This window comes from Nocardia sp. NPDC056064, from assembly GCF_042266925.1.
Taxonomy (GTDB): Bacteria; Actinomycetota; Actinomycetes; order Mycobacteriales; family Mycobacteriaceae; genus Nocardia.
Window position 1 is genome coordinate 274,578 of sequence record NZ_JBHJWO010000001.1, and the last position, 12,434, is coordinate 287,011.

9 protein-coding genes and 1 pseudogene are annotated in these 12,434 nt (G+C 69.8%); 4 read left to right on the plus strand and 6 right to left on the minus strand.

Features of this window, described 5'->3' with window-relative positions:
- Both ACFC06_RS01345 and ACFC06_RS01350 read right to left on the minus strand, forming a co-directional pair.
- Positions 1-1,326 carry a flavin monoamine oxidase family protein gene (locus ACFC06_RS01345; RefSeq protein WP_375926419.1) on the minus strand — a complete coding sequence of 442 codons (1,326 nt, stop codon included), beginning with the start codon at positions 1,324-1,326 and terminating at the stop codon, positions 1-3.
- A 104-nt stretch (positions 1,327-1,430) separates the two neighbouring features.
- Positions 1,431-2,069, minus strand: coding sequence for a TetR/AcrR family transcriptional regulator (locus ACFC06_RS01350; protein ID WP_375926422.1), 639 nt, complete (start codon positions 2,067-2,069; stop codon positions 1,431-1,433).
- Positions 2,070-2,169: 100 nt separating this feature from the next.
- Here ACFC06_RS01350 and ACFC06_RS01355 point away from each other — a divergent pair.
- Both ACFC06_RS01355 and ACFC06_RS01360 read left to right on the plus strand, forming a co-directional pair.
- Positions 2,170-2,367, plus strand: a pseudogene (locus ACFC06_RS01355) (FAD-dependent oxidoreductase); the annotation flags it as partial.
- Positions 2,368-2,422: 55 nt separating this feature from the next.
- The gene (locus tag ACFC06_RS01360; RefSeq protein ID WP_375926424.1) at positions 2,423-3,037 is read left to right on the plus strand and encodes a DUF1345 domain-containing protein; all 615 of its coding nucleotides are present in this window, start codon (positions 2,423-2,425) and stop codon (positions 3,035-3,037) included.
- 11 nt (positions 3,038-3,048) lie between these two features.
- Here the strand turns inward: ACFC06_RS01360 and ACFC06_RS01365 are convergent, their stop codons facing one another.
- From ACFC06_RS01365 to rph, 3 genes are all read right to left on the minus strand, one after another.
- Positions 3,049-5,340 carry an FdhF/YdeP family oxidoreductase gene (locus ACFC06_RS01365; protein ID WP_375926427.1) on the minus strand — a complete coding sequence of 764 codons (2,292 nt, stop codon included), beginning with the start codon at positions 5,338-5,340 and terminating at the stop codon, positions 3,049-3,051.
- Positions 5,341-5,373: 33 nt separating this feature from the next.
- A complete protein-coding gene (locus tag ACFC06_RS01370) occupies positions 5,374-6,657 on the minus strand; it encodes an MFS transporter (RefSeq protein WP_375926430.1) in 1,284 nt (427 codons plus the stop codon).
- Positions 6,658-6,729: 72 nt separating this feature from the next.
- The gene (gene rph / locus ACFC06_RS01375; protein WP_375926433.1) at positions 6,730-9,339 is read right to left on the minus strand and encodes a rifamycin-inactivating phosphotransferase; all 2,610 of its coding nucleotides are present in this window, start codon (positions 9,337-9,339) and stop codon (positions 6,730-6,732) included.
- Between the two features lie 284 nt (positions 9,340-9,623).
- Here rph and ACFC06_RS01380 point away from each other — a divergent pair, with 284 nt between their 5' ends.
- Both ACFC06_RS01380 and ACFC06_RS01385 read left to right on the plus strand, forming a co-directional pair.
- On the plus strand, positions 9,624-9,791 hold the full coding sequence (locus ACFC06_RS01380; RefSeq protein WP_278261941.1) for a hypothetical protein: 168 nt from the start codon (positions 9,624-9,626) through the stop codon (positions 9,789-9,791).
- 220 nt (positions 9,792-10,011) lie between these two features.
- Complete coding sequence (locus tag ACFC06_RS01385) at positions 10,012-11,283, plus strand: PucR family transcriptional regulator (RefSeq protein WP_375926437.1); 1,272 nt, start codon at positions 10,012-10,014, stop codon at positions 11,281-11,283.
- A 19-nt stretch (positions 11,284-11,302) separates the two neighbouring features.
- Here the strand turns inward: ACFC06_RS01385 and ACFC06_RS01390 are convergent, their stop codons facing one another.
- On the minus strand, positions 11,303-12,382 hold the full coding sequence (locus tag ACFC06_RS01390; RefSeq protein ID WP_375926439.1) for a LacI family DNA-binding transcriptional regulator: 1,080 nt from the start codon (positions 12,380-12,382) through the stop codon (positions 11,303-11,305).
- Positions 12,383-12,434: the final 52 nt, after the last annotated feature.

A 12,434-nucleotide genomic window follows, 5' to 3' on the forward strand; every position in this document is an offset into this window, starting at 1 on the left:
TCAGCGCCCGGCGGGCTCCGCCGTGGCGAGCGCGGCGAGGACCTCGCGCGCGACCCGGTCCCCGGATTCGATGGCGCCTTCGATGTATCCGGCGTGCTCGCTCGCGGTTTCCGCGCCGGCCCAGTGCACGGTGCCCGACGGTGCCGCGGGAAGCGGGAAATGGCCGTCGGTGTGGCCCGGCTCGGGCAGGACCGTGTAGCCGCCGCCCGCGTGCGGGTCGCGGTGCCAGGACTTCTCGTACCAGCCGCGCGGCGTCAGGATCTCGGGGCCGAGCCGTCCGGTGACCGTGCCCAGGATCCGGGCGCGGCGGTCCTCGGGGGTGAGGTCGTCGAGCGAGCGCGCGTCGGCACCGCCGATGAGAACACACAGGTGGCCGGGGCCGCCGGGGGAGGAGGTGTCGAAGAACGCGATTCCCGGCTCGGTGAGCGTCATCAGTTCGGCCTCGGCGCGCTCGCGCCAGAACGGGCGGTCGTAGACGGCGATCGCCTTGTACACCGACCCCATATAGGTGTTGTCCTGCAAGCGGATTCGGGTGTCCGGCAGGGCCGGGTGGTGCTCGATGCGAGCGGCCGTCGGCGGCGGCACGGTGACGATCACCCGCGCCGCGCGATAGGTCCCGGACGCCGACTCGACCGTCACGCCGCTCGCGTCGCGACGCAGCGCGGTCACCGGGCTGTCGAGTACCACCCGGTCACCGAGTTCGGCGGCCAGCCGTTCGGCCAGCGTGCCCGCGCCCTCCACGATCAGGCTGTCCTGCGCGCCGCCGCTGGTGGTCAGCATCCCGCGCAGCCCACCCTGGAAGCGGACCATCTCGAGCATGCCGTGTACCGAGAGCCGATCGAGATCGGCGGTGGTGGCCACGGCCGTGGCGACCTCCAGCAGCCGTCGCGTCCGCCGTCCCGGCACCCGCTCGAGCCACTCCCGTACGGTCTGGGACTTCCACGATCCGGGGACACCCAGCCGTGACGCGATCTCCCAGACAGCGAGGACCGCAGTGGCCGTGACCGCGGTCGGCCCGACGGTGGCCACCTGTGTGTCGCCGTCGAGTATGGCGGGCACCTTTGGCGTGCGCATCGGATAGACGGTGGTGCCGAGTTCGGCGGCCAGGGCGGCGAAGCGGTGGTGTCCGTGGCCGATCCACTGCCCGCCGAGATCCACCCGGGAACCCAGCACGGTGGTCTCGGCCAGCACGCGTCCGCCGGGCCGCGACGCGGCCTCGAGCACGACCACGTCGACACCCCGGCGGTGCAGTGCGCGGGCCGCGACCAGCCCGGCCATGCCCGCGCCGACCACGACGGCCTGTGGATGGGAATTCTGCTGCGTCATCTCGTCTCACTCCAGCGGCGTATCGGGGCCGATAAGTCATACGGCTGTATGAGTCACGATAGGTCGAGTGTGACCGGCGCCGCAAGAGGGGAGATGTGGCGGAGTTATTCCGCCGGGGTGCGCGGGCGGGCGCGGCGGGTGACCGGCTGCGGGTCGGCGAACAGGACGAGCATCTCGATGGCCTGCTCCAGATCGCGCCGGGCGCGGTCGGGATCGGGGTTGGCCGCGTACTGCAGGATCAGCCCGTCGATCTGGGCCAGCGCCAGGCGCCCGATGGTCTCGAAGCCGACGGCGCAACGTTCGCCCGCGGCCAGCGCGGCCTGTTCGCAGAACTCGGTGACGGCGGCGGTGTAGCGCTCGTACTGCAACCGGGCCAGGCTGCCGTCGGACTCGCTGCGTAGCGAATACGTCATCAGCTCGTACTGCATGATCTGCAGGCCGGCGTGGTCGTCCACCAGGCGTTCCCAGAATCCGGTGACCCCGTGGCGCAGCGCGTGCTCGACCCCTCGGTCGAGGACGCCCTGTCCCTTCAGCGCCGCGGCGATGTCGTCGATGAGCCGGGTGATCACCGCGCGCAGTAGCTTGTCCTTGCTGGGGAACACGTACTGCAACGTGCCGAGCGGGACGCCCGCCTGCGCGGCGACCGCGCGCAGGGTGGTCGCGGGCACGCCCACCTCGCTGAGCACGGTGACGGCCGCCGCGACGATCTGCTCCTCGCGCTCGGAAGCCCTGACGTAAACCACCCGATCTCCTCATGTCCACGGCGCACGAATGTCGCCACAACTGTCGCACACCCTGCCGGAGTGACCTATCGTACAGTCATACGTACGACTGAGTTCGTGGGAATTCACCTGCGGCTGTTACGGCGGCCGCCTGGGCGCCGGGGTGTGGACGCAGTACGGCGCGGCGCCGGCCGCACCGGTCGGGCGCGTCCACTGGGCGGGCGCGGAGACCTCCGATGTCTGGAACGGCTACATGGACGGCGCCGTGCGCTCCGGCCTGCGCGCCGCCACCGAGATCCTCGGCCGCCCGGGTTCCTGAGGTCCGACGGCCTGTCGCCGCCGGATCGCGGGGGCGGCGGAGGAAGATCACGCGGATGAGAGCGATGGTGCTCGCGGGCCGGGTGCTCGAGGCGGCCTTGGTGGTCGTCGGGCTGATGGTGCTGTGGTCCGGCGAACCGGGCCGGGGCATGCTGGTCTGGAATGTGCTCGCGCTCGTCTGCGTCGGGCTGTGGATGCTGCGATTGCGGCGCAACGGCCGCGCCGACGATCCCGCCGACTGGCTCGACACGATCCCGGGCACCTGGACGGCCCTGCTCGCGACCGGTCTGACCAGCGCCATCGGGCTCACCGCCGTCGTCTCGATGGTCGCCGACATCGACGAGGAATTCGGTCCGGTCGCCAAGGGCGTCGCCGCGACGGCGGCGCTGCTGGCGTGGTTCCTGCTACACCTCGGCTTCGCCGAGCAGTACGCCCGCACCTATTACCAGCGCCTGCCCGACCGCGTGCTCGCCTTCCCCGGCACCGACCGCCCGAATCTGCTGGATTTCGCGTACTTCTCGTTCACCATCGGGGTGTCGTTCGCCGTCTCCGACGTGGAGACCACCGGGCGCGCCATCCGCGCCCAGGTTCTCGTGCATTCGGTGCTGGGATTCTTCTACAACGCCGCGGTGATCGGCGTCGCGGTCGGCGTGGTGACCGGAAAAACGTAGCGCCGCGGGAATCACACCGAGCGTTCGATGACGACCTTCAGGTTCTTCATGATCGGCTGATCGCTCTGTGTGCTGAAATCGCCGATCGCGCACAGCACATTGAGCTCCGGCATGTATCCGGCCGCGCAGCCCCGCGGAATGTTGTACGGCACCACCTTGTACCGCTGGACCGAACGCCTGCTGCCGTCGCGCGCGATGCTGGTGATGTCGACCTCGTCGAATTCCGACAGCCCGCGTTCACGCATATCGTCGGTATTCATGAAAACCAGTGTGCGCAGATTCTTGATGCCCCGGTAGCGGTCGTCGTCGGAATAGATCGTGGTGTTCCACTGGTCGTGCGAACGCACCGTGGCCAGGGCCAGCGTGCCGGGTTCGTGGAGCGTGTCGGGCAGGCGCACCGCCGAGAACTCGGCCTTGCCGCTGGGGGTGAGGAAGATCAGTTCGCGGGCGGGCTGCTTGATCCGGAATCCCAGCGGCAGGCGCACGCGCCGGTTGAAGTCCTCGAAACCGTCGAGGACCTGCGCCATCGTGTCGCGGATGCGGTCGTAGTCCTCCACATAGTGCTCCCAGCGGGTCGCGCTGCCGGGCAGGGCGGCCCGGGCGATCCCGGCCACGATCGCGGGCTCGGAGAGCAGATGCGGCGAGGCGGGCTTCTTCATCCCCTTGGACAGATGCACCATCGCCATCGAGTCCTCCACCGAGGTCTGCTGGAGGCCGCCGCGCTGCACGTCCTTTTCGGTGCGGCCCAGGCACGGCAGGATCAGCGCGCGGGTGCCGTGCACGAGGTGGCTGCGATTGAGCTTGGTGCTCACCTGCACGGTGAGCTCGCATTTGCGCAGCGCCTCGCAGGTGTAGGCGGTGTCGGGGGCGGCGAGGGCGAAATTGCCGCCCATCGCCATGAACACCCGCAGCTTCCCGGCCTGCATCGCCTCGATGGTGGCCACCACGTCGTAGCCGTCGGCACGGGGCGAGGTGATCCCGCAGACCTCGTCGAGCCGGTCCAGGAAGTGCGCGGGCGGGTTGTTGTCGATGCCGCAGGTGCGGTTGCCCTGCACATTGCTGTGCCCGCGCACCGGTGACGGACCCGCGCCCTCGCGGCCGAGATTGCCGCGCAACAGCAGCAGATTCACGATCTCGCGAATGGTGTCGACGCCGTGTTCGTGCTGGGTCACGCCCAGACACCAGCTGATGATGCTGCGGTCGGCGTCGCAGTACACCCGTGCCGCTTTGCGCACCTGCGCCTCGGTGAGCGCGGACTGCTGCTCGATCAGCGACCACGGGGTGGCCGCCACCGCGGCCCGGTAGTCGTCGAATCCGTGCGTGTAGCGCTCGATGAACTGCTGGTCTAGCGCGTGCGGGTCGGTCTCGGCTTCCTCGAGCACGGCCTTGGCCATGCCGCGCAGCAGCGCGAAGTCCCCACCGATGCGTGGTTGCAGGTTCAGCGTGGAGGTGCTGGTGGCGTGGAAGGTGGCCATGTTGCGGAACTCGTGCGGGATGATGGTGCGGGTCGCGCCCGCTTCCACCAGCGGGTTGATGTGCACGATCTGCGCGCCGCGGCGATCGGCCTCGGCCAGCGCCGTCAGCATGCGCGGCGCGTTCGACGCGGCGTTGACGCCGAGGATGAACAGGGCGTCGGTGGTCTCCCAGTCCTCGAGGTCGCAGGTGCCCTTGCCGGTGCCCAGCGCCGCCTGCAGGGCGCGGCCGCTGGCCTCGTGACACATGTTGGAGCAGTCGGGCAGGTTGTTGGTGCCCAGTTCCCTGGCCATCAGCTGGTAGAGGAAGGTGGCCTCGTTGCCGAGGCGGCCGGAGGTGTAGAAGGCGGCCTGATCCGGATCGTCGAGTTCGCGCAGTGCCGTGCCCGCCAGGGCGAACGCGTCGGCCCAGCTGATCGGGACGTAATGGTCGGTGGCCGGGTCGTAGCTCATCGGCTCGGTGAGCCTGCCCTGGTCCTCCAGCTCGCGGTCGCTCCAGGTGGCCAGTTCCGAGACACTGTGCCGGGCGAAGAATTCCGGCCCCACCCGCTTGTGGGTCATCTCCCAGGTGACGTGCTTGATGCCGTTCTCGCAGATATCGAGATGGATGCCCTTGATCGAATCGGGCCAGGCGCAGCCGGGACAGTCGAAACCGCCGTTCTCGTGGTTCATCTTGAGAATGGCGCGGGAACCGAGAATCGGTTCCTTCTCTTTCCCGATCATGAACTCGGTCACCGATTTCGCGGCACCCCAGCCCGCGGCGGGATGGTGATAGGGCGAGAACTCCGGACTGTCGTCGGAGTCGATCCGATTGCTGGAATCGATGGCCATGACAATCCCTTCGACGACGGTCGAAACCCCATTTCAGGCACCAGAACGAATAGTACTCGCGTGGGTGCCGGAATCCGTGTCCGCCGTCGCGAGGGCGCGATGCAGTCCGGCGGGTCCCAGCCCACGCGCCAGACCCAGCACCAGGGCGGCGCAGCCCAGGCCGGACAGCACCAGACCGGTGCCGAACAATGCCGGATAACCGGCCGTCTCGCCGACGATCCCTGCCGCCATTCCCGCCACCCCTTGGACGACGACGATCGCGCAGGCCAACAGCGTGTAGTCGCTACCCGCGTACTCCCGGTCGGCGGCGTCCATCATCAACGCGAACACCGCGACCGTCGCCGCGCCACCGAAGACGTGTTCGGCCAGGCTCGCGGCCACCAGCAGTTCGAAGCCACCGGCGCCAAGGGCCGCCACCAGATACAGCGCGATGCTCGCGGTCTGGGTGATCCCGCCGATCAGCAGCGCGCGCCGACGGCCGAAGCGAAACGCCAGCCAGCCGCCGAAGGCCGCACCCGCCAGCGCGCCCGCCGAGGACAGCACGCCTTTGATCAGCGCGATCTGCCCGAGGTCGAGGCCACGGTCGGACAGGAACGGGCCGGTCAGCGCCGAGGCCATCGTGTCACCGAACTTGAACGCGCCGATCAGCGCGATGAAGGTCAGCATGCCGGGGCGGCGCAGCCGCGACCACCAGGTGCCCAGCAGCTCGGTGGGCCGCGGGCTCGCCGGACGGTCGGCGACCGGCTCGCGCAGCAGCCACACCGGCACCGTGGTGAGCACGATCAGCAGCGCCATGGCCACGAACACCAGCCGCCAGCCCGCCAGCGCGAACACCCACAGCAGCGCACCTCCGCCGACGATCATCCCGACGCGGTAGGCGCCCACCTGGACACCGTTGCCCAGCCCGCGTTCGCGCGGCCCGAGCATCCGCACCGCGAGCCCGTCGGTCGCCACGTCCTGGGTCGCCGACAGCAGATTCACCACCACGATCCCGGCGAACAGCCAGCGCAGCGACGAGGACAGATCCAGGCAGGCCAGCACCGCCGCCACCGCCGCGGCCGAGAGCTGCAGCGTCAGCAGCCAGGTGCGCCGGGTGCCGTACCGGTCGACATACGGCGCCCACAGGAACTTCAGCGCCCACGGCAGGAACAGCACCCCCGAGGCGCTGATCACCACCAGCGAATAGCCCGATTCGCGCAGCACCACCGGCAGCGCCTGGGTGAAGAAGCCGAACGGCAGGCCCTGCGCGAAGTACAGCGACGACAACAGAACCAGCGTGCCTGCGGTGATCACACCCGGTCGGGTGGCGGTGCTCATCGGCCCATCGTCGCAGAGACCGCCGCCCGGCACAGGGCACGGACTCGGCGCGATCGGAAACGGTTGCCCCGGCTACCCGAGGATCTCGACGTACCCTTCCGTGCCGTGTACCCGGATGCGCTGCCCGTCGCGGATCCGCGCGGTGGCGTGCTCCACGCCGACCACCGCGGGCACCCCGTATTCGCGGGCGATCACCGCACCGTGGGTCATCAGGCCGCCGACCTCGGTCACCAGCCCGGCGACGGCGACGAACAGCGGGGTCCAGCTGGGATCGGTGTAGGCGGTGACCAGGATGTCGCCCGGATCCAGATCGGCCCGCGCGATATCGGTGACCACCCGGGCCCGCCCCTCGATCGTCCCCGCCGACACCGCCGTGCCGGGCAACGCGCCCGCGGGCAGGTCCGCGCGCCGGTACGTACCGGTGAGCGCCTCGCCGTCGGAGGTGAGCACCCGCGGCGCGGTGAGTGTCCGGAATATCCGGAACTCGGCCCGGCGCTCGGCGAGCAGGGCGGGGTCGGCCCGCTGGGTGCGGACGACCTCGGCGAGTTCGTCGTAGCGCAGGTAGTAGATGTCGTCGGGGGCATCGAGCACACCGGCCGCAACGAGCCGGTCCGCCTCGCCGAGCAGCGCCTGCTTGTAGACCGAATACCGGCTCACCATCCCGTATTTCGGGTACTCGCGGTAGCCGGAGAAGGCGCGCAGGCGCCGGATCATCCGGTCGGTCTCGGCGGCCTTGCGCTCGCCGTCGGGCTGTGCGCGCAGCAGGTCGAGCAGTCGCCGCCGCTGCCGTTCGGCGTCGCGCAGCCCGTCCTGGAAGCGCTGTTCGGCCGCGCCGGGCCCGAAGTTGCGGATGTTGCCGAGCAGGATCGGTACGAGCGTGGTGGGTTCCTCGTGCCAGCGCGGCCGGGTGATGTCGATCTCCCCGGCGCAGCGCATCCCGAACCGGGCGAGGAAGTCCTCGATCGCGGCACGGGCCGGCGGACCACCCGGCAGCGTCGCCAGCTCGTCGAGGAAATCGCCATCGGCCCCGGTCTCCTCGACCCGGCGCAGATAGGCCACGATGTCCGGGTGCGGCCGCAGCACATCGGCGACATCGAGCAGGGCCAGCCCCATCTCCGAGGTCACATTGCCCGGCACCGACTGGGTGAGCGCGTCGGCGGAGTTCTTCTCGCCCAGCCACTCCCACAGCCGGTCGTTGAGCCACTGGGTGGAGCCCATGGCCACCATGATCAGCCGGATGCTCTGCGGGCTGAACAGATCCCGCCGCAGCTCGGCGATGTCGTCGCGGACGAAGTCGATCAGCGCGGGGCCGGTCAGGGCGGCGATCTTCGCCCGCAGCGCGGCGAGGGAGGTCTCGCTGCTCGCGATCAGTTCCCCGACGAGGGCGGGATCGGGGTCGTCGGCGGGGTCCGCGGGCACGGTCCCGGCCGGTGCACGCACGGCCTCGGCCTCCGGGAGCAGGGGGAGGAAGTCCTCGCGTGCGAGCACGGTCGCCAGCGCGTCGGCGATCAGCGGATCGGACGTGGCGAACCCGTCGACCAGCGCGGTGCGGGCCGCGGGGGACGACAGCATCCGGGTGGCGTCGACGAACAGCCGGCCGCCCGCGTCGCGCATGGGGGCGCTGCTGGTCAACTGCCAGAACGAGATCCCCAGTGGCTTCATCGCATCGGTCATCATCTGCTGATGCCCCACCGAGATGTAGACGTGGTTGCCGTCGTCGGCGGCCCGCGGAATCGGGAACAGCGTGGTGATCGGCCTGCTCTGCACCACGCGGATCTCCGGGCCGTCGAGGCACCATTCGATGTCCTGCGGGCTGCCGAAATGGGCCTCGATCCGGCGGCCCAGCTCGGCCAGCCGCAGCACCTCGGCATCGGCGAGCACCGGCTCCGCGCGCCTGGCTCCGGCGATCTCGCGCACCTGTGTCCCGCCGCCCGCCACCGGTTCGACGACGAGCTTCTTCGTCGCCACCGTCCGGTCGACGATCACCCCGTCGCGCACCCGATAGTTGTCGGCGTTCACCAGTCCCGACACCAGCGCTTCGCCGAGCCCGAAGCCCGCGTCGACCGACACCACCCGCCGGTCGGAGGTCACCGGGTCGGCCGTCATCAGAATGCCCGCGGCCCGCGCGGGCACCATCCGCTGCACCACGACGGCCATCCGGATCACGCTGTGCCCGAAGCCGTTCCGCAGCCGGTAGACGACGGCACGCTCGGTGAACAGCGAGGCCCAGCACCGGCTGACGTGCGCGAGCACCGCCGCCGGACCGACGACGTTCAGGAAGGTGTCCTGCTGCCCGGCGAAGGACGCGGTGGGCAGATCCTCGGCCGTCGCGCTGGAACGCACCGCGTACGCACCCGTCACCCCGAGGCGCTCGTGCGCCGCGCGGATCTGCTCGGCCACCTCGCCGGGCACGGGCAGGTTCTCGATCGTGTGCCGGATCCGCGCGCTGAGCGTCGCGACGGCGTCGCGATCCCCGGGGGCGAGATCCGCGAGCACCGCGATCAGCCCGACGAGCTCCGGTGCGTCCGCGAGGACCCGGGTGAACGCCTCGGTCGTCACGCAGAAGCCCGCCGGGACCGCGACCCCCGCCACGCGCGTCAGCTCGCCGAGATTGGCCCCCTTGCCGCCCACGAGCGCGCCCTGGGTGCGATCGACCTCGCCGAAGTCGAGCACATAGCTCATCCTTGCTCCTCACCTGGTGGTTTCGTGACGACGGCAGCGATTATGGACCAGAAATCGGCGCGTCATGAGGACCCGGAATCGTGTATAAACTGAAAGGGGGAGGGGGTCGTCGGCGTGGCTGACACGGGCGGCGATCGGCGTTGTAGGTATCCATGACGATTCCGCGCATTGTGCGGAGAAAGTCAGAAACTCAAGAGATTTCACCGCTCGACGTGTCCATTGTGATCTGATCGAGATGTCCCCGAGATGGGGATGTGTCACACAATGCAATCGAGGTCTACGTTATGAAATCCAGAACTGCCCGTCCGCTCGCCGTCGTCGCCCTGGTACTGTCCGCGGGCGCGCTGAGCGCCGGAACAGCCACCGCGGCGGCGCCCGAACCCGTCGCGGGTTCGGTGGAAGTGTGCCTGCCCATCCCGGTCGGCCCGATCGAACTGAGCTTCTGCCTGTAACGGGTCAGCCGGAGTGCCCCCGGCGGTGGCGAACCGCCCTGTGCGCGGGATTGCGCGGTCCCGCCGCGATTCGCCGTCGCCGGGTGGCCCCGATTTTGTAGGAACCCCCAATCGATCCGGATCGACGTTGCCGTTCGTCACAGGCAAAGGCGAGGCGGCGCTGTGCCGCACGCGGTAAGTTGGGACCTTGCCCAGTTGATCTGGGTGGGAAGGATTCACCATGGCAGGCACACGATCCATCGCTCCGTTCCTGACCGCTGCCGGTCGTCCGGTATCGACCCCGTTGAAGGACGTGCGTGCGATCTCCCGCCAGATGGTCGGGCATTTCATCGAGAATGTCGTGCCCTGCGCGACACTGCCCGGCGAAGTCCTCGACGGTGACGTCACCGCTGTGACCAGGGTGTGCCTGGAGCTCACCGGCGGCGTGCTCGACGGCCGCGACCTACCCGGGCGCCTGGAGCGCATCCAGGCGGCAGCCGCGGGCTGGGCTCGCGAAGGCATCCCGATCGACACCATCCACACCGCCGTGCACGAGGGCTTCAAACTCGGATTCGACCTGGTCACCGCCCATGTGACCAATCACGACCACGACACCGTCGTCGGCGTGGCCCGCAGGCTCACCGACGTCCAGAGCATGATCACCTCGGCGGTCTCGATGGCCTACGTGCGCGAGCTGCGCTCCGTGGTCAGCGAGCACCACACCGCCGTGCACACCCTCACCTCGGCCCTGCTGGGCGGCCAGAACACCTCCACCATGGCCAGGGAATGCGGGATCGAGGTCGCCGAGCGCTATCACGTCATCGCGCTCGCCCTGCCGCCGCATCCCGAGGAACTCGACCCCTCGCTGGACGCGAATGTGGTCGCCCGCCGCAAATTGCGGCGCGTGCAGGCCGAATTGGCGAATCAGTGCGTGGGCAAGGTGCTGTCGCTGCTCAGTGTCGACGGCGGCACCCTGCTGCTGCCCTGTTCCGAATTCTCCGAACCCGAACTGGATCAGTTGATCACCGCGCTGTCCGCGGCGGCCCAGGTGCCGGTCCGGGCGGTGACGATGCCCGCCACTCCCGCCGAAATACCGCGCGCCGCCGAACAGGTCCACGAACTGGTGGAAATAGTGCACCGGCTCGATGGTGAGAGCAAGGTCTACCGGCCGCACGAATTGGCCTTCGAATATCAGCTCACCCGTCAGGGACCTGCCCGCGACTATCTGAGTTCGGTCGTCGATTCCCTCGAATCGCACCCGGAATTGCTGCAAACGCTCGAGGTATATCTGGCCTCGAACATGCGGCGCACACAGACCGCGCGCGAATTGTTCGTGCACACCAATACCGTCGATTACCGGCTCAAGCGCATCGGCCAGCTGACCGGCTTCGACCTCAACGACATCACCGGACTCTGTTATCTGCGCGCCGCCCTGCTGATCCGCGCGCATCGCGGTTCCGGACGCGAGCGCACCGCGCGCGCCGACCGTGAGACCCGCTCGCGCGCAGGCTGATACCCCGGACGCGGTGTCGTCACAGCGGCCCCGCGCACCCGCACGATTCCCCGGGAGCCAGCACGACCGGCATGGGCTCCGGCGCGTTCGCCGTCTCCGTCGACGGGCCGAGCAGCCGGTCCAGGGCGAGCCGGGTGATCTCCTCGATCGGCTGCTGCACCGAGGCCAGGGTGATCTGAGCGAACTGCCGCGCCGCGTCGGTGTCGAAGCCGACCACCCGGATCTGTTCCGGGACAGCGAGTTGCGCGTCGGTGATCGCCCGCAGCGTGGCCGCGGCCTGGGCGTTGGTGCCCACGACGATGCCCTGCGGTAGCCGCGCGCAGGTGCGCAGATACGCGCTGACCTGCGCGTAGGCCCCGGCGGCGGTGAGATCGGTGCGCACGACCGGCGCGGACTCCCCGGCGACCGCGGCGAATCCGCGGTGCCGCTGCGCGACGGTCTCGCGGTCGCCGTAGTGGACGTCGGCGGCGGTGAAGCCGCCCACGAAGACCAGTTCACGGCAGCCGTGGACCTCGGCGAGATGCTCGGCGGCGAGCCTGCCCGCGGCCACGTGATCGGCCCGGACCAGCGGCGCGTCGACGGGGGTGCGGGTGTTGTGCGCCCACACCACCGGCAGCCGGGCCCGCGCGCAGATCGCGCTGGTCCCGGCCGGATCCACTGCGCCGGCGACCAGCAGGCCGTCGATCCCGACCTCGGTGAACGCGGTGGTGAACTCGATCTCGCGGTCGGGGTCGTAGCCGGTGTTGCCGATCATGGTGAGGTGGTCGCGGGCTCTGGCCTCGATCTCCACCCGGCCCACCAGGGCCGCGAACAGGGGCATGGTCAGATCCGGCACGAGCAGCCCGATCTGCCGCCACCGGCGGGGCCTGCGCAGCGCCCTGGCCAGCCGGTCGGGGCGATACCGCAACGCGTCGGCGGCGGCGATCACCTTGGCGCGCGCCGCTTCCGAGACCGGGCGCGGACCGTCGTTGAGCACATAGCTCACCACGGCCGTGGAGACGCCCGCGCGGGCCGCCACGTCGGCGAGGGTGGGTCGTTTGGCGGTCACATCCGGGGCAGTCTGCCCGCCCGGCCGCCGGTGCCGAAGGTTTTCGTTCATCGCGATTCCTACCCTGTTCCGTTCCGTGTCCGTCTCTACGCTAATCGATTAG

Excerpts from the sequence above, each read along its gene's own strand:
- ACFC06_RS01345 (WP_375926419.1), bottom strand. The coding sequence starts at position 1,326 with ATGACGCAGCAGAATTCCCATCCACAGGCCGTCGTGGTCGGCGCGGGC.
- ACFC06_RS01360 (WP_375926424.1), top strand. The coding sequence starts at position 2,423 with ATGAGAGCGATGGTGCTCGCGGGCCGGGTGCTCGAGGCGGCCTTGGTG.
- ACFC06_RS01365 (WP_375926427.1), bottom strand. The coding sequence starts at position 5,340 with ATGGCCATCGATTCCAGCAATCGGATCGACTCCGACGACAGTCCGGAG.
- ACFC06_RS01370 (WP_375926430.1), bottom strand. The coding sequence starts at position 6,657 with ATGAGCACCGCCACCCGACCGGGTGTGATCACCGCAGGCACGCTGGTT.
- rph (WP_375926433.1), bottom strand. The coding sequence starts at position 9,339 with ATGAGCTATGTGCTCGACTTCGGCGAGGTCGATCGCACCCAGGGCGCG.
- ACFC06_RS01380 (WP_278261941.1), top strand. The coding sequence starts at position 9,624 with ATGAAATCCAGAACTGCCCGTCCGCTCGCCGTCGTCGCCCTGGTACTG.
- ACFC06_RS01385 (WP_375926437.1), top strand. The coding sequence starts at position 10,012 with ATGGCAGGCACACGATCCATCGCTCCGTTCCTGACCGCTGCCGGTCGT.
- ACFC06_RS01390 (WP_375926439.1), bottom strand. The coding sequence starts at position 12,382 with ATGAACGAAAACCTTCGGCACCGGCGGCCGGGCGGGCAGACTGCCCCG.